Annotated in this window: 14 protein-coding genes; 8 read left to right on the forward strand and 6 right to left on the reverse strand. The window is 70.2% G+C overall.

What is annotated here, in order from left to right; translation table 11 throughout:
• Window positions 1-115: 115 nt before the first annotated feature.
• Window positions 116-577, reverse strand: a complete 462-nt coding sequence (locus tag ACFQ7F_RS13855; RefSeq protein ID WP_383270079.1) for a universal stress protein — start codon at window positions 575-577, stop codon at window positions 116-118.
• 112 nt (window positions 578-689) lie between these two features.
• Here ACFQ7F_RS13855 and lysX point away from each other — a divergent pair, with 112 nt between their 5' ends.
• Together lysX and ACFQ7F_RS13865 are read left to right on the forward strand one after the other, a co-directional pair.
• On the forward strand, window positions 690-3,992 hold the full coding sequence (gene lysX / locus ACFQ7F_RS13860; RefSeq protein ID WP_383270080.1) for a bifunctional lysylphosphatidylglycerol synthetase/lysine--tRNA ligase LysX: 3,303 nt from the start codon (window positions 690-692) through the stop codon (window positions 3,990-3,992).
• A 96-nt stretch (window positions 3,993-4,088) separates the two neighbouring features.
• Window positions 4,089-4,949, forward strand: a complete 861-nt coding sequence (locus ACFQ7F_RS13865) for a polysaccharide deacetylase family protein (RefSeq protein ID WP_383270082.1) — start codon at window positions 4,089-4,091, stop codon at window positions 4,947-4,949.
• Between the two features lie 93 nt (window positions 4,950-5,042).
• On the opposite strand, the gene ACFQ7F_RS13870 is transcribed toward ACFQ7F_RS13865, so the two are convergent.
• A complete protein-coding gene (locus tag ACFQ7F_RS13870) occupies window positions 5,043-5,699 on the reverse strand; it encodes a class F sortase (RefSeq protein ID WP_383270084.1) in 657 nt (218 codons plus the stop codon).
• A 350-nt stretch (window positions 5,700-6,049) separates the two neighbouring features.
• On the opposite strand from ACFQ7F_RS13870, the gene ACFQ7F_RS13875 reads away from it, so the two are divergent.
• The gene (locus ACFQ7F_RS13875; protein WP_383270085.1) at window positions 6,050-6,553 is read left to right on the forward strand and encodes a hypothetical protein; all 504 of its coding nucleotides are present in this window, start codon (window positions 6,050-6,052) and stop codon (window positions 6,551-6,553) included.
• Window positions 6,554-6,681: 128 nt separating this feature from the next.
• Here the strand turns inward: ACFQ7F_RS13875 and ACFQ7F_RS13880 are convergent, their stop codons facing one another.
• Complete coding sequence (locus ACFQ7F_RS13880; protein WP_383270087.1) at window positions 6,682-7,230, reverse strand: hypothetical protein; 549 nt, start codon at window positions 7,228-7,230, stop codon at window positions 6,682-6,684.
• Window positions 7,231-7,500: 270 nt separating this feature from the next.
• Window positions 7,501-7,719: a hypothetical protein gene (locus tag ACFQ7F_RS13885; RefSeq protein ID WP_383270088.1), complete on the reverse strand. Its 219-nt coding sequence runs from the start codon at window positions 7,717-7,719 to the stop codon at window positions 7,501-7,503.
• A 190-nt stretch (window positions 7,720-7,909) separates the two neighbouring features.
• Between ACFQ7F_RS13885 and ACFQ7F_RS13890 the strand changes: the two genes are divergently transcribed.
• Window positions 7,910-8,551 (forward strand): HAD family hydrolase, encoded by a 642-nt coding sequence (locus ACFQ7F_RS13890; protein ID WP_383270090.1) that lies wholly within the window; start codon window positions 7,910-7,912, stop codon window positions 8,549-8,551.
• Window positions 8,552-8,655: 104 nt separating this feature from the next.
• Here ACFQ7F_RS13890 and ACFQ7F_RS13895 read toward each other — a convergent pair whose 3' ends face one another.
• Window positions 8,656-9,423 (reverse strand): hypothetical protein, encoded by a 768-nt coding sequence (locus tag ACFQ7F_RS13895; RefSeq protein WP_383270091.1) that lies wholly within the window; start codon window positions 9,421-9,423, stop codon window positions 8,656-8,658.
• Between the two features lie 14 nt (window positions 9,424-9,437).
• Complete coding sequence (locus tag ACFQ7F_RS13900) at window positions 9,438-10,007, reverse strand: hypothetical protein (RefSeq protein WP_383270092.1); 570 nt, start codon at window positions 10,005-10,007, stop codon at window positions 9,438-9,440.
• Window positions 10,008-10,208: 201 nt separating this feature from the next.
• On the opposite strand from ACFQ7F_RS13900, the gene ACFQ7F_RS13905 reads away from it, so the two are divergent.
• The 4 genes from ACFQ7F_RS13905 to ACFQ7F_RS13920 all read left to right on the forward strand — a co-directional run bounded on the left by ACFQ7F_RS13905 (window position 10,209) and on the right by ACFQ7F_RS13920 (window position 15,230).
• On the forward strand, window positions 10,209-11,180 hold the full coding sequence (locus ACFQ7F_RS13905) for an SCO0930 family lipoprotein (RefSeq protein ID WP_383270094.1): 972 nt from the start codon (window positions 10,209-10,211) through the stop codon (window positions 11,178-11,180).
• 332 nt (window positions 11,181-11,512) lie between these two features.
• The gene (locus ACFQ7F_RS13910) at window positions 11,513-12,325 is read left to right on the forward strand and encodes an SAM-dependent methyltransferase (RefSeq protein ID WP_383270096.1); all 813 of its coding nucleotides are present in this window, start codon (window positions 11,513-11,515) and stop codon (window positions 12,323-12,325) included.
• Window positions 12,322-14,457, forward strand: coding sequence for a putative bifunctional diguanylate cyclase/phosphodiesterase (locus tag ACFQ7F_RS13915; RefSeq protein ID WP_383270098.1), 2,136 nt, complete (start codon window positions 12,322-12,324; stop codon window positions 14,455-14,457). The genes ACFQ7F_RS13910 and ACFQ7F_RS13915 overlap by 4 nt, the downstream gene beginning before the upstream one ends.
• Window positions 14,458-14,462: 5 nt before the next feature.
• Window positions 14,463-15,230, forward strand: coding sequence for a VOC family protein (locus ACFQ7F_RS13920; RefSeq protein ID WP_383270100.1), 768 nt, complete (start codon window positions 14,463-14,465; stop codon window positions 15,228-15,230).
• Window positions 15,231-15,269: the final 39 nt, after the last annotated feature.

Consider the following 15,269-nt stretch of genomic DNA (forward strand, 5'->3'; position numbering starts at 1 on the left):
CCTCTTCGCAGACGGCAGTCGGCTGATGGCGGATCATGATGGCCCAGGCGTGGGCATGACGGAAGACACCACACCCGCCATACCTGTGAGGGTTCAGCAGTCTGGCGGCTGTGGGTTACGGCACCACGGTGACGGGCCAGCGACCCGCCTTGACCAGGCGTACCGCGACCGAGCCGACGATACGGTGGCCCGCCTGCTCGGAGGCTCCGACGACCACGGCGTCGGCGGTGAGGTCGTCCGCCGCGGCGACCAGACCGCTGTAGGGGTCGCCGCGGAAGGTGTGGAACTCCCAGCGCACGTCGAATATGTCCTTCACCCGCTCGGCGGCGTCTCTGATCTCGGCGATCAGGGACTCGGCGATCTCATCGGTCGCCTCGGCCACCGGGGCGCCGAGCGCGGCGCCCGCGGCCATCACCGGCTGGATATAGACGACGGCGAGGAGCGCGTGCTGTCGCCGCGCCAGGCCTCCGGCATATGACGCGGCCCGGAGCGAGGAGTCCGAGCCGTCGACACCGACGACGATCACCTTCGGGCCGTCCGTACCGCGTTCGAACTGGTGGGAGTGGTCTTCAGTCACAGCCGAGAGGCTATCGGAGCCGTCGTTCCGCTTCCGCTGTGGGCGGCGGTATCCGGGACGCACGCCGACGCTCCGACGAGCGGGGCGGCGCAGCCCTTCCTAGGGTCGATCCATGAGCACCAGCGTGGAGAGGCCCCGCACCGCACCGCCGCAGGGCGCGAAGGCCCGCTTCCTCAGACGCGTGCCGGAGGGATTCGCCACCTTCTTCGGCACCCTGGGCCTCTTCTGCGCGATCCTCGCGGTCATCGCCCCGCTGCGCCACCTCCTGCGCCCGGTGGTCCGCGTCCTCGACCTCCTCACGGTGCCGGTGAGCCCCAACCTGGCGTACGCCGTCTTCCTCTTCCTCCTCGCAGGGGCGACAGCGGCCCGCAAGAAGGTCGCGTGGTGGCTGGTCGTCGTCTATCTGGGGCTCCTCCTCGCCTTCGACGTCCTGGGTATCGCCCTCGGCTTCTGGGCGGACTCGATCCCTTCCCTCGTCGTCTGCTCCATCGCCCTCGTCCTGCTCGTCCTGGCCCGCAAGGAGTTCTCCGCGGACTCACGTCGCGGGGCGGTCCGGCGGGCCGTGGTCGTACTTGTCGCGGGCCTCGCCGTGGCGATCCTGGTCGGCTGGGGCCTCGTCGCGCTCTTTCCCGGGTCGCTGCCGCGCGGCCACGCCCTGCTGTGGGCGGCGGACCGCGTCTGCGGCGGGCTCTTCACCGGCGGCGACTACTTCGACGGCAGACCCCCGCGTGCCCTGCACTTCTGGCTCGGCCTCTTCGGCGCCCTCGCTCTCCTGAACGCGGCCGCGACGCTCTTCCGCTCCCAGCGCATGGAAGCCGCCCTGCACGGCGACGAGGAACCCCGCATCCGTGCGCTGCTCGGCACCTACGGCGCTCAGGACTCGCTCGGCTACTTCGCCACCCGGCGCGACAAGGCCGTCGTCTTCTCGCCCAGCGGCAAGGCGGCCGTCACCTACCGCGTCGAGGCGGGCGTCTGCCTGGCGAGCGGCGACCCGGTGGGCGACCGCGAGGCCTGGCCGCACGCGATCGGCGCCTGGCTCGACGTGGCCCGGCGGTACGCCTGGGCCCCGGCCGTGATGGGCGCGTCCGAGGAGGGCGCCACCGCCTTCGCGCGCTCCGGGCTCGGCGCGCTCCAGCTCGGCGACGAGGCGATCCTGCACATCGCGGCCTTCGACCTGGACGGCCGCGACATGCGCGTCACCCGGCAGGCCGTGAACCGCGTCCGCCGCACCGGCGCCACCACCCGCGTCCGCCGCCACTCCACCCTCACCGACGAGGAGATGGAGGAGATCGTCGACAGGGCGGATGCCTGGCGGGACACCGAGACCGAGCGCGGCTTCTCGATGGCGCTCGACCGCCTCGGCGACCCCGAGGACGGCGACTGTCTGCTCGTCGAGGCCCTGGACGCCGAAGGACGGCTCATCGCCCTGCTCTCGCTGGTCCCCTGGGGCAAGGACGGCATCTCCCTGGATCTGATGCGCCGCGACCGGGCGTCCGCGCCCAACGGGGTCATGGAGTTCATGGTCGCGGAACTCTGCGCGGGCGCGGGCAAGTTCGGGGTGCGCCGCATCTCCCTGAACTTCGCCGTGTTCCGTTCGGTCTTCGAGGAGGGCGCCCGCATCGGAGCCGGTCCCGTCCTTCGCCTGTGGCGCAAGCTGCTCCTGTTCTTCTCCAAGTGGTGGCAGCTCGAAGCGCTCTACCGCTCCAACGCCAAGTACCACCCCGAGTGGTATCCCCGCTTCATCTGTTACGGCGATGCCGGGGCCCTGGCCCGGATCAGCCTCGCGTCGGGCATCGCGGAGGGCTTCGTCTCCGTGCCCTCGCTGCGCAAGCTCTGGGGCAAGGGCCATGGGCCCAAGGGCGTCACCAAGCCCGTCGGCACGGAGGCCCTCCCGCCGATCTCCGCCCTCGGTCTCGCGGGGCAGGGGGACGCCGCGGACGCCGACCCCCTGGCCGCGCTGCCCGACCAGGTCCGCATCCGCCACCACAAGCTCGACAGGCTGCGCGCCGAGGGAGTCGACCCCTACCCCGTGGGCCTCCCGCCGCGCACCCACACCCTCGCCGATGTGACGCCCGCCCTGACGGGGGAGCGGGTCACGGTCGCGGGCCGCGTCATGCTCGTACGCGACTTCGGAGGGGTCGTCTTCGCGGCCCTGCGCGACTGGTCCGGCGACCGCCAGCTCGCCCTGACCCGGGACCGGTCCGGCCCGGACGTCCTTGACCGCTTCACCTCCGGCACGGACATCGGCGACCACATCATCGCCACCGGCACGGTCGGCGCCAGCGACAAGGGTGAGCTCACCGTCTTCGTCACCGGCTGGCAGCTCACCGGCAAGTGCCTGCGCCCGCTGCCCGACAAGCACCGCGGACTCACCGACCCCGAGGCCAAGGTCCGCCGCCGCTACCTCGATCTGGTCGCGAGCCCCGACGCCCGCGACGTCGTACGGGCCCGGTCCACTGCTGTACAGGCCCTGCGCCAGGGCCTGTTGGACCGCGGCTATCTAGAGGTCGAGACGCCGATGCTCCAGCAGATCCACGGGGGCGCCAACGCCCGCCCCTTCACCACCCACATCAACGCCTACGACCTCGACCTCTATCTGCGCATCGCGCCCGAGCTGTATCTGAAGCGGCTCTGCGTCGGCGGCATGGAGAAGGTCTTCGAGATGGGCCGTACCTTCCGCAACGAGGGCGTGAGCTACAAGCACAACCCCGAGTTCACGATGCTGGAGGCCTACCAGGCGTTCGCCGACTACGACGTCATGCTCGACCTCACCCGCGAACTCATCCAGGGCGCCGCCACCGCCGCCTTCGGCGCACCCGTCGCCCACAAGGCCGATGCGGACGGGAGGCTCACCGAGCATGACATCTCCGGACCGTGGCCGGTGAAGACGGTCTACGGCGCGCTCTCCGAAGCTCTCGGCGACGAGGTCGACGCGGACACCCCGCTGGTGCGGCTGCACCGGCTCTGTGACCGCGCGGACGTCCCGTACCAGCCTGACGACGGCCGCGGGGACGTCGTCCTTGAGATGTACGAGCGCCTTGTCGAGGAGAAGACGAAGCTGCCCACCTTCTACAAGGACTTCCCGACCGACGTCTCCCCGCTGACCCGGCAGCACCGCACCGACCCGCGCCTCGCCGAGCGCTGGGACCTGGTCGCCTTCGGTACCGAACTGGGCACCGCTTACTCGGAGTTGACCGACCCCGTCGAGCAGCGCCGCCGTCTCACCGCGCAGTCCCTGCTCGCCGCGGGGGGAGACCCGGAGGCGATGGAACTGGACGAGGACTTCCTCGACGCCCTGGAGTACGCGATGCCGCCCACCGGCGGGCTCGGCATCGGCGTCGACCGGCTCGTCATGTTCCTCACCGGCCTGACGATCCGCGAGACGCTGCCCTTCCCGCTGGTGCGGCGTCGCTGATCTCCCTCGCCCTCCTGATGGTCCCATCGGGTGCTTTCGCGGTCCGCCGTGGTGTTGATGGTCCGCCCAGGGCTTCCGCCATGCGACGGATTAGTCATGAAAAAGGATCAAATGACTCCAGGGCGTCGCGCGCTCCTTCGCGGCGCCGCTGTCTTCGGTCTGGCCGCGACCGCCGGTTGCGCGGGAACGGAGGGTCCGGGCACGGAGACGCCGGGCACGCCGGGACCAGCGGCTCCCAGCGGCGCGGCGGCCGGTGGCCCACCTGCCGCACGCCCCCTCAAGCCCTCCGCGTACCGCCTCCAGCCCATGGCGGGCAGCGGCCCTGCGGGGGCCGCACGGACCCGGCCCCGCGTCCGCAAGGAGCCGATCCTGCGCATGGACGGGCAGGACCGCGCCATGGTGCTGACCTTCGACGACGGACCCGACCCCCGCTACACACCGGGCATCCTGCGCACCCTGCGCCGCTACGACGTGCGCGCGATGTTCTTCGTCTGCGGCGAGATGGCCGTCGACAACAAGGATCTGCTGCGCGAGATGGCCTACGACGGGCATCTGATCGGCAACCACACCTGGACGCATCCGCTCCTTCCGAAGATGAGCCGGAACGCGATGCGCGAGGAGATCGAGCGCACCAGCGAGGTCGTCGAGGACGCCGTGGGCGAACCCCCGGCCTGGTTCCGCGCCCCCTACGGAGCCTGGAACCGCAACGCCTTCCAGCTGGGCGCCGACCTGGGCATGGAGCCGCTGGCCTGGACCGTCGACACCCTGGACTGGACCGAGCCCGGTACCCGCACGATCATCCGGCGCGTACGGGCCGGTGCGGGACCCGGAGTGGTCGTGCTCTCGCACGACGCGGGCGGCGACCGGTCCCAGAGCGTCGACGCGCTGCGGACGTATCTCCCCGAGCTCATCGATTCGGGGTACCGGATCAGCTTGCCGAGCCGCTACGGAATCTAGCCGGATCCAGCTGAATCGGTCCGGAGCCGATCCGGAATTCAGAACGGGATTTCGCCCGCCCGGTGCTGCCGTGTTCCGCCGACGCATTCGCCGTCAGCGCACGTCCACCAGGCGGGCGAAAACGACGACATTCCCGTCGTACCCGGCCTGCTTGGAGAATCCACCGCCGCAGGTGATGACGCGGAGTTCCGGAGTCCCCTTGTCCTTGTAGACGCGGCGTCCCGGGAAATCGTCCTTCTCGAACACTTCGATTCCATAGATCTCGAAGACCGCGGTCCTGCGGTCCCTGCGCAGAACCTCGACGCGGTTTCCCTTCTTCAGCGAGCCCAGGCCGTAGAAGACGGCGGGCCCCTGCTCATTGTCCACATGGCCGACGATCACGGACGTGCCCTTCTCGCCCGGCGAGACGGCTCCGGTGAACCATCCTGCGAGGTTCGGGTCCTCCGCCGGCGGCGCGTCCACCCAGCCCTCCGCGTCGAGCCCGACGGGCATGACCGGGGCATCCACCCGGATTCCCTTGATCCCCACCCGCGCGGCGGGGGAGAACGTCAGCGGCGTGATGCCCTGGCCCGCGCCGTCGGGTGCCTGGTCCGCCGCGGCGGCCGATGCCGGCTGGGGCGGACCCACGTCGAATTCCCCTGAGCCATTCCGGATCAGCGCGAGGCCGGTCAGCAGAACAAGCGCCATGACGCCCCACGGCGCGCGCTTCCTCTGCTGCTCCTCCTCATCGGCCGGCTGGGACGAAGGCATTCTCTGATCCCCTCTCAACGCGGCATTCGAACCGCGTCCGTTGCGCGTACAAGAACGCTAAGCGCGGCGCGCGCGGCGGGCGACAGAGCGGGAGCGAACGGGTGGCGCCCATACCGGGCATGAGCCATCCGAGTCGCGGTCCGCAGGAAATTTCTGACGGTCCGTGACCTGCGGCAATATCGGCTTGTACGTTCGCGCTTCGGCGTGTCGCCTCACCAGTACGGCCGAGCGTCGAAATGCGTGCGTGTGCAGGGCATCTGAGGGTCTGTTTGGGAGGCGCTCTCGCCGATCGACCGGGGACGGTTACCCCGGGGCGTCTTCCGCGGAGGATTCACATGCGTACTTCTCGTATGCGCACCACTCGTGCCCTCGCGGTCGCAGTCACCGCGGGTGCCGTCGTCGGCCTCGCCGCCCCGACGGCATCGGCCTGGGCCGATCCGTCCAACATCGTCGCCATGCCGAGCGTGATCCCCAGAGGGGGGCAGCTGACGGTGACGGTCGACGGCTCGGCCTGCCAGGCCGTCGGCAGCAAGGTCACGTCGGACGCCTTCCCCGACACCAAGCTGAAGACCATGGGCGGCGGCACGGCCAGCGCGAACACCACGATCCACCATCACGCGTCGCCGGGGGCCCACAGCATCACCGTCCACTGCGGCAGCAGCGCGCCCCTCACCAAGCCCAACGCGTTCACCGTCATCCACGGCGGTGTCCGCGGTGGTCTCGGCGGCAGCAGCAGCGCCGGGGCGACCAGTACCGACATGGCGATCGGCGGGGTGCTCGTGGCGGCCGCCGTGGTCGGTGGCGGGGTGTTCTGGATGCGCCGCCGCTCGGAGAACGCGGGGCGCGGCATCTGACGGCAACCGCACGCCGAGCACCGGCACACCCGTGACCCGCACCGCACCCGTCACTCGCACGTCGGGTGTCGACCGTTCCGCCTCCCTGACCGGCGCGTCCCCCTTCCGCGCCGGTCAAGGGCGGTTCGTCAGGAGTTGCCGTCCCCGGTGCGGCGACGGGTCCAGTAGTACGCGGTGCCGAGCGTGCCCACGATCAGGGCGCCGCCGAGGGCGATCTCGTGCAGGTCGAAGCCGCCGAGGCTGCCGCCGACCCCGGCCTTGACCCCATGGTGGACGGGCCCGGTCGGATGCGAGGTGGGGTGCGAGGTCGGTCGGCCGGTGGCGATGGTGAGGTCCGTGGTCCCCGTCTCCTCCCCGCACTTGAAGGTCACCTCGTACATCGCGCCGGGTTTGGCGTCGGGGAAGACCATCGCGGAGACGGACTGCTGCCCTTTGGGGATATGGGCGTCGTCGAAGACCCCGGAGGTGGCTGAGGCTTCGCTTTCGCAGCCGTCCACGCTGAGCGTGACCTGACCGCCCGCGGCGATCGTGGACGGGGTGACGCGGAAGCCGAACGAGGTGATGTTGTGGTCGTTCGTGTCGTTGTCGTCCGCGACGGCCGCGGAAGCGGTGGAGGCGGTGAGGGTCAGGGCCGTGGCGGCGAGAAGAGTGGCCGAGGCGACGCGTATCGCGCGCATGATGATTCCTCCGGGTCTCCGAGGAGCAGCCGCGGAGCTTCTTCCGCTTTCACCTGATATGCGCCTCGATGCCGCAAACGCTAAGCAGGGAGCCGCGCGCCCGCGATCGCAGTCGCGCGAACGGGGCAACGGTGTGGGCCGTACAGGGGAACATGGCGGGGTGTCGCGGGGTTGGTGACGGGAGTTTGGGGGCGAGTCGGGTAGAGGGCCGGGGAACGCGACCCGGATACTGCCCGGGATCCGCCGTGATGTGCCCCGGGAGGAGGAAGCTCAGGACCCCTTGGCCCACACATGCGCCCCGCTGCCGCGCCACTCCACGAGGTGCGGGTCGTCGAGGGCTATGTCGGCGTCTCCGAGGCCTGCGCGGCGCAGGAATTCCACCAGGTCACGGTCGTCGCGCGCGACGCCGACGTCCTCCCCGCGCACAGTGACCCGGCGTCCGCCGTCGGGAGCGGGCGGGTGGACGATGATGGGTGTCTGCCAGGTCATGCCACCAGAGTGCGCCGCGCGGGGCCGCCGCGCAGCATGGTTTACGGACCCGTGTGCGAAGCCGGTGTCGAGGAGCCGGGGTGTCCGCCGCGTCTATACGGGACCGATCAGCGTGGCGTACCTGTGATTCCCCCTGCGGGGTGCGGGTCAGGCGGCCGTTCGGGTGTGGTGGCGCCATAGGCTGGGGCCGATGATTGAGACCGTCGTTTTCGACGTGGGGGAGACCCTCACCAAAGATGACCGCTACTGGGCATCCTGGGCCGATTGGCTCGGCGTGCCCCGTCACACCGTCTCCGCGCTCGTGGGCGGTGTCGTCACGCGGGGCCGCGACAATACCGAAGCGCTGCGGCTGCTGAGCCCGGACATAGACGTCGCTGCCGCCTATCACGCCCGCGAGGTCGCGGGGCGTGGTGAGCACCTGGCCGAGACCGACCTCTACCCCGATGTGCGCCCCGCTCTGGGTGGGCTGCGCAAGCAGGGTCTGCGTGTCGTCGTCGCAGGCAACCAGACGTCTCGCGTGGGCGAGTTGCTGCGTGGCCTTGATCTGCCCGCCGATCTCGTCGCCACCTCGGGCGAGTGGGGAGTGGCGAAACCGGATCCGTCGTTCTTCGCCAGGGTGATCGAGGCGGCTCAGGCCGAGCCGGAGCGGACGCTGTACGTCGGCGACCATCCCGCGAACGACATCTACCCGGCGAAGGCGGCCGGGTTGAGAACGGCGCACATCCGACGCGGTCCCTGGGGGCACTGGTGGGCCGACGATCCGGCCGTCGTCGAGGCCGCGGACTGGCGGATCGACTCCCTCACCCAGGTCGCGTCGATCATCGCTGAGTGAGCTTCGGGTGAGCTTCGGGTGAGCGTCGGGTGAGCTTCGGATGAGCGTCAGAAAAGCGGCCCCACCACGTACTTGGTGGGGCCGCTTTCGGTTCTGACCCGTTCTCATCCGCCGCCGAGGTTGCCGAAGAGCGCGCGGAACGGTTCCGGTGTGGCCGCGACGCCACGGCTGTAGGGGGCGTCGAAGTCCCAGATGAGGAAGAGCAGGAAGGCGATCAAGGCCGAGAACAGCCCCGCGAGGATGAGTTCGCGCGGGGTGCGGCGGATCTGCAGGGTGAAGATCATGCCGACGGTGACCAGTCCGCCGGTGATCAGCCCGAACCAGACGACTCCGGGCATGGTGGCCCCTGCGCTGTCGCCACGGGAGTTGCGCGCGTCGGATGCGGCCGCGACCGCGTCGACGAGCGGCTGGTAGGCCTGGGCCTCGAAATCGGACTTTGGCTGGTAGTCGGTGACGTCGTGGCGTACACGGGTGAGGAGTTGGGCGCCGCGGTCGGTGAGTTCGCCGTGGTCGGCCATGGAGTCCCACTCGGTGGTGACGACATGGCTGACATAAGCGTCTACATCCGTACGGATGCGCTCGCGGACGTCGGTCGGGTAGACCCGCGCCCGCTCGGACACCTCGTGCAACGCCTGGGCCTCGGCGTGCACATGGTCCTGGGCGACGCTGCGGGCCTCCCAGACTCCGGCGATGGCCAGACCAAGGACGATGGCGTACACCACGCCGATCATCATCGTCATGTACTCGATGACGTCCGGGGTCTCCGAAGCGTCGTAGTCCGGGCTCGTCCTGCGGTGCCGCAGGAAGGTGACGATCAGGACGACGCCGCACGCGGCGGCCATCGCGAGGGTGAGAACAAGCCATTCCGACATGGGACCTCCGACGGTCAGCGAGGCCGCAGCGCGGCGACGGCGAGCACCGCGGGTGCGGTGATGAGCAGGGTGAGCGAGACCAGGGACGGGCCGCCGCGGGGCGGCGGGTTACGTGGAGCGGTGCGGTACGAGGGGTAACTCACCGGAGCCGGCTCGGCCTTGTGGTCGACGGTGGGGGTCGGCTTCGGACTCGGCGGCGCCGGTGGCGGGGGCGGCGGTGGTGGTGGCGCGGGCTTGGCGGGAGCCGGACGCGCGACCGGCGGTGGCGGCGGTGGGGGAGGGGGCTCGGGCGCCCGCGGCTCCGGGCGCGGTGGCGGGGCCGGAGCGGGCGGTGGCGGAGGGGGAGGCGGCGGAGGCTTGGGGCGGTGTGTGGGACCCGCCCTGCAGACCACTCCGTCGCCCGCGACCGCCACCGCGTCACCGCCGGGGGAGTCGCCGATCGAGGCGTAGGCGCAGTTGTCGGCGGGCGCGGTGACCGACGCCGCCACTGCCGCAGCAGCCGGCGAGCCGAGCAGCCAGGTCAGCACCAGAAGGGCGGCTAAGCGTGTGACCAGGCCGGATGAGGGCTTCGTGGATCCATGCACGTCAAGGATCATGGTCAGCCTGTCGCGCTGCCACGCCGCTGCGGCCCTCCTATGGCCCGAAGGGGGGAGACGCCGGGCGCGTGCTTGACGAACAAAAGAATTTTGAACGCCGGTTGAACGCACCAGCCGTTCCCACCCGTACCTAGGGCCATGCGTGACGCACTCAGCGGCGCGACACCCAAGCAACAGCGGGAGACAGAAATGAAGACCTGGCGGAGCGCCTCGCTCGTAGCGACAGCTGCGGCCATGCTGGCGCTGACGACGGCGTGCGGTCAGGAAAAGGGGGACCAGTCGCCGAACGGACAGAACGTGGGCAACCAGGCCCCGGCCAAGGACAACGGGTACGGAGCGGGGAGTGACGGGTACGGGGCCGACACGGGCGCCGCGAAAGAGGGGGCGGGGAAGGCGAAAGCCGCCGGTCAACTCGCTGTCTGGGACAGCAAGAAGCTCGGCAAGGTCGTCACCGACAGCGAGGGCCGCACGCTCTACCGCTTCGACAAGGACACCGCCGAGCCTCCGAAGTCGAACTGTGACGGCGCCTGCGCCACGACCTGGCCCGTCGCGTCACCGGAGGGCGCGGCAGCCGCGCCCGGCGTGGACAAGTCCCTGCTGGGCGAGGTCACCAGGTCAGACGGCAGCAAGCAGCTGACGATCGACGGCTGGCCGATGTACCGGTACGCCAAGGACACCAAGGCCGGTGACGCCAAGGGCCAGGGTGTGGGCGGCACTTGGTACGCGGCTGCGCCCGACGGCAAGAAGGCCGCTCCCGCCGCCGAGGCCGAACCCCCCGCCGAGACGGCTCCCGTCGACCCGGCAGGGCTCTCCACCCGCAAGGACCCCAAGCTCGGGGAGATCGTCGTCGACAAGAACGGCATGACCGTCTACCGCTTCACGAAGGACTCCGCCTGGCCGATGAAGTCCGCGTGCACCGGTGCCTGCCTCCAGAAGTGGCCTGTGGTCGCGCCCGTGGACAAGAACGACACCAAGGGAATCCTCAAGAAGGGCTTCGTCGTCTTCAACCGCCCGGACGGGCAGAAGCAGCAGACGATCGACTGCTGGCCGATGTACACGTTCTCCGGTGACAAGAAGCCCGGAGACACCAACGGCCAAGGTGTAGGCGGCACTTGGTACGCCGCAGGACCGAACGGAAAGCCTGTCGGCGCGCCGAAGTAGGCGCACGGGAAGGAGCCGGGAAGCAGGCGTACGGGAAATAGACGTACGGGAAATAGGCGCACAGAAGGAGCCAGTACCGAAGGCAAGTGCGGAAGAAGAAGTCCGGCCGAGAAGGGGGTCTTGTCAGAAGCACCTCGCGTACGGTCTACCGGTCCGTTCTTTTCCCCTCCCCGGGGAAGGAACGGACCGGTTCTTTGGGTTGATACTCGGCACTTGCCGCAGGCAGTGACCGAGAACGGACGGCCAATTTCCGTTTTGACTCGCTCCCTTGGCGGACGATCAGTAGCCTCACTTCGAACACCGGCTCGCCTCGCCTACGTCTTGGAGTCCTGATGGAGCGTCCCGCCTGGGCCCCGCAGGGCATCGACATCACGATGCCCAGCGTGTCCCGCATCTACGACTACTACCTGGGCGGTTCGCACAACTTCGAGGTCGACCGGGACGCCGCCCGCCGGGCCATGGAGTTCATGCCGGGGCTGCCCAAGATCATGCAGGCGAATCGTGCCTTCATGCGCCGAGCAGTGCGTTTCGCCGTGGACGAGGGCATCACCCAGTTCCTCGACATCGGTTCGGGCATCCCCACTTTCGGCAACGTCCACGAGATCGCGCAGCAGGCGGACCCGGACGCCCGCGTGGCGTACGTCGACCACGACGCGGTGGCCGTCGCGCACGGCCGGGCCGTGCTCAAGGGCAACGACAAGGCGGTGGCCGTCGCCGGGGATCTACGCAAACCACTGGACATTCTGGGCAGTTCGGAGGTCAACGGACTCCTCGACCTGGACCGCCCGGTGGCCCTTCTTCTCGTCGCCGTCCTGCATTTCGTTGAGGACGCGTACGATCCCTACACAGCGGTCGCTGAACTGCGGGACGCAATTGCGCCCGGCAGCGTGATCGTCCTCACGCACGCCTCATACGAAGGGATGCCGATCCCCGCCGAGCAGGCCGGTCAGACCGTCGGCGTGTACAGGGACATCCGTAATCCACTGATCATGCGCTCGCGCGAAGAGATCGCGCGGTTCTTCGAGGGATACGACATGGTGGAACCCGGCCTCGTGCCGATGCCGCGCTGGCGGCCCGACACCGCGCCCGAGGAGGAGGATCCGTATACCTTCTCCGGGTTCGCCGGCGTGGGGCGCAGGGCATGAGCGGGGAGCCGGACGGGCCCGAGGACAGAGTGCGCAGGTTCGCCACCATCTGGAGCCGCGCCGTCTTCCCGGTGACGGCGACGTCGCTGACCCGTCCCGAGTTCGAGCAGCAACTGGTGCCACTGGCCCGTAGGTTGCGTGCCGCGCTGCACGAGCGGGTCTTCGAAGCGGCCGAGGGGCAGGCGATCGGCGCGGCGCTCGTGGGCACGCACTGCACCGATCCCGAGGCGCTGAGCCGCACACTCGACTGCGTGGACGCCTACCTCGTCCTCTACTGCGGCGACGAGGGCCCCCAGGAGGAGTTGCGGGCCCGTTCCGCACGCCTGCAGCACGCCCTGGCCGCGGGTTTCGCCGCCGCCCTGCAGGAGCGCACGCTCGCCGAGCAGGAGGCGATATCCCGGGCCGCCCTGAACGCCCGCAGCGCGGTCGCCGAAGCCCTGCACGCGAGCGAGGCCCGCTTCCGTGCCGTTTTCCACGGCGCGGCGATCGGCATCAGCATCGCCGACCTCACCGGCACGGTCCTCGAGGTGAACGACGCGCTGATCCGCATGTTCGGCGGCCTGGAGAACCAGGTGCGCGGACACAACGTCGAGGAGTGGACGCACCCCGACGACTCACCCCACGTATGGAAGCTCTACGAGGAGCTGGTGCGCGGGGAGCGCGAGCACTACCGCGTGGAGAAGGCCTTCTACCGGCCCGACGGCACCGTCCTGTGGACCAATCTGACCGTCTCGCTGCTGCGTGACGCGGACGGAGTGCCGCAGTACCAGCTGGCGTTGATGGAGGACACCACCGAGCGCCGACTGCTCAACCTGCGCCTTCGCTACGAGGCCACGCACGACGCGCTCACCGGCCTGCCGAACCGGACGCTGTTCTTCGAGCGCCTGGAGAAGGCCCTCGCGGCGGGCGACGGCGCGCGGTTCGGGCTCTGCTATCTCGACCTCGACGGCTTCAAGACCGTCAACGACAGCCTCGGGCACGCGGCGGGCGACCGGCTCCTCGTCGAGGTCGCCGACCGGCTCCAGTCCTGCGCCACGGCGCCCGGCGAGATGGTCGCCAGGCTCGGCGGCGACGAGTTCGTGGCGCTGACCACGGGCAGCGACACCGAGGCCGAGGTGGACGACCTCGCAGGACGCATCATGCACGCGCTCTCCACGCCCATCCGCGTCGAGGGCCGCGAACTGACCGTGCGCGGCAGCATCGGCATAGTCGAGGGCCCCGCCGGGGAGCGCGGCGCGGCGGAGGTCCTTCGCAGCGCCGACATCACGATGTACCGCGCGAAGTCCGCGGGCGGCAACCGCTTCGAGCTCGCCGACCCCGAGGCCGACGCCCGCGCCATCACCCGGCACGGCCTGACCACCGCACTGCCCGCGGCCCTGGAGCGGGGCGAGTTCTTCATCGAGTACCAGCCCCTCGTGCACCTCGGCGACGGCAGTGTGCGCGGCGCCGAGGCGCTGGTGCGGTGGCTGCATCCCCAGCACGGCGTCATCGGCCCCGACCGGTTCATCCCGCTGGCCGAGCACACCGGCCTGATCGTGCCGCTCGGCCGCTGGGTCCTCGAGGAATCGGTTCGCCAGGCACGTACCTGGGAGGCGCGGCACAAGGACGCCGGGCCGCTGCGCGTGAACGTGAACCTCTCGCCCATGCAGCTGACCCACCCCAACCTGGTGTCGGACACGGTGGAGATCCTGGAGCGCTCCGGGCTCGAACCGGGCGCCCTGTGCCTGGAAGTGACCGAGTCCGCGCTCATCGGCGCCGACGACGACCTGCTCAAGCCGCTGCGGCGGCTCTCCGAGATGGGCGTGGACATCGCGCTCGACGACTTCGGCACGGGCTACTCGAACCTCGCCAATCTGCGCCGTCTGCCGGTGAGCGTGCTCAAGCTCGACCGCTCCTTCACGCAGGGCATGCAGCACTACCCTGCCGACCCCGTCGACCTGAAGATCGTCGAAGGGATCGTCGCGCTCGCCCACAGCCTGGACCTCGCGGTCACGGTCGAGGGCGTCGAGACGGGCGCTCAGGCGGATCAGCTGCGAGAGTTGGGCTGCGACACGGCGCAGGGCTGGTACTACGCACGGCCGGGCCCGCCGGACCAGCTGCACGAGCTGGCGCTTGCCGACGCGACGAGCTGAGGAGCATGAGCATGGCGCCCGGAACGATCGAGTGGGTCCACGCCTTCGTGGACCGGCCCAGGGACCGGTTCGCCCAGGCCCATGCCTTCTGGGCGGCGGTCACCGGGACGCGGCTCTCCGCGTTCCGGGGTGAGGACGACCAGTTCGTGACGCTGCTGCCGGACGGCGCGGACGCCGTTCTGAAGGCGCAGGCGGTCGAAGGACCCGGCGGCGGCGCGCATCTGGACTTCGCCGTGGAAGACGTCGCCGCCAAGGCGCGCGAGGCCCGTGCGCTCGGGGCCATCCCGGTCTTCGCGGAGGACGGCCTCGAGGTCCTGCGCTCGCCGGGTGGGCAGCTGTTCTGCGTGGTGCGGTGGGAGGGCGAGAAGGCCCGCCCCGAGCCGCTCGTCGCGCCGGACGGGACGACGAGCCGTCTCGACCAGATGTGCCTGGACGTGCCGCCCGCGGTGTTCGAAGCGGAGAAGGCGTTCTGGCCCGCGTTCACGGGATGGTCCGCCCGGCCGGGATCGCGGCCGGAGTTCCACCTCGTCGAGCCGGAGCCGCGGCTCCCGATGCGGATCCTGCTCCAGCGTCTCGACGACGCCGGGCCCGCCGGGGCGCACCTGGACTTCTCCTGCTCCGACCTCGAAGCGGACCGCGTCCGGCACGAAGGTTTCGGCGCCGAGACGGTGTGGCGGGGGCCGCACTGGATCGTGATGCGGGACCCTGCGGGCGGCACGTACTGCCTGACGATCCGGAATCCCGAGACCGGCGATCTGCCCTCCGCCCATTAGTCACCCGCGGGCGCGGTGGGGGCTGAGCGCCCGTAGGGG

The organism is Streptomyces sp. NPDC056486 (genome assembly GCF_042795295.1).
In the GTDB taxonomy this organism is placed as follows: Bacteria; Actinomycetota; Actinomycetes; order Streptomycetales; family Streptomycetaceae; genus Streptomyces.

Coding starts and splice junctions, on each gene's coding strand:
- ACFQ7F_RS13880 (WP_383270087.1), bottom strand. CDS start 7,230: ATGCGCGCGATACGCGTCGCCTCGGCCACTCTTCTCGCCGCCACGGCC.
- ACFQ7F_RS13895 (WP_383270091.1), bottom strand. CDS start 9,423: ATGTCGGAATGGCTTGTTCTCACCCTCGCGATGGCCGCCGCGTGCGGC.
- lysX (WP_383270080.1), top strand. CDS start 690: ATGAGCACCAGCGTGGAGAGGCCCCGCACCGCACCGCCGCAGGGCGCG.
- ACFQ7F_RS13870 (WP_383270084.1), bottom strand. CDS start 5,699: ATGCCTTCGTCCCAGCCGGCCGATGAGGAGGAGCAGCAGAGGAAGCGC.
- ACFQ7F_RS13910 (WP_383270096.1), top strand. CDS start 11,513: ATGGAGCGTCCCGCCTGGGCCCCGCAGGGCATCGACATCACGATGCCC.
- ACFQ7F_RS13920 (WP_383270100.1), top strand. CDS start 14,463: ATGAGCATGGCGCCCGGAACGATCGAGTGGGTCCACGCCTTCGTGGAC.
- ACFQ7F_RS13905 (WP_383270094.1), top strand. CDS start 10,209: ATGAAGACCTGGCGGAGCGCCTCGCTCGTAGCGACAGCTGCGGCCATG.
- ACFQ7F_RS13890 (WP_383270090.1), top strand. CDS start 7,910: ATGATTGAGACCGTCGTTTTCGACGTGGGGGAGACCCTCACCAAAGAT.
- ACFQ7F_RS13865 (WP_383270082.1), top strand. CDS start 4,089: ATGAAAAAGGATCAAATGACTCCAGGGCGTCGCGCGCTCCTTCGCGGC.
- ACFQ7F_RS13875 (WP_383270085.1), top strand. CDS start 6,050: ATGCGCACCACTCGTGCCCTCGCGGTCGCAGTCACCGCGGGTGCCGTC.
- ACFQ7F_RS13885 (WP_383270088.1), bottom strand. CDS start 7,719: ATGACCTGGCAGACACCCATCATCGTCCACCCGCCCGCTCCCGACGGC.
- ACFQ7F_RS13915 (WP_383270098.1), top strand. CDS start 12,322: ATGAGCGGGGAGCCGGACGGGCCCGAGGACAGAGTGCGCAGGTTCGCC.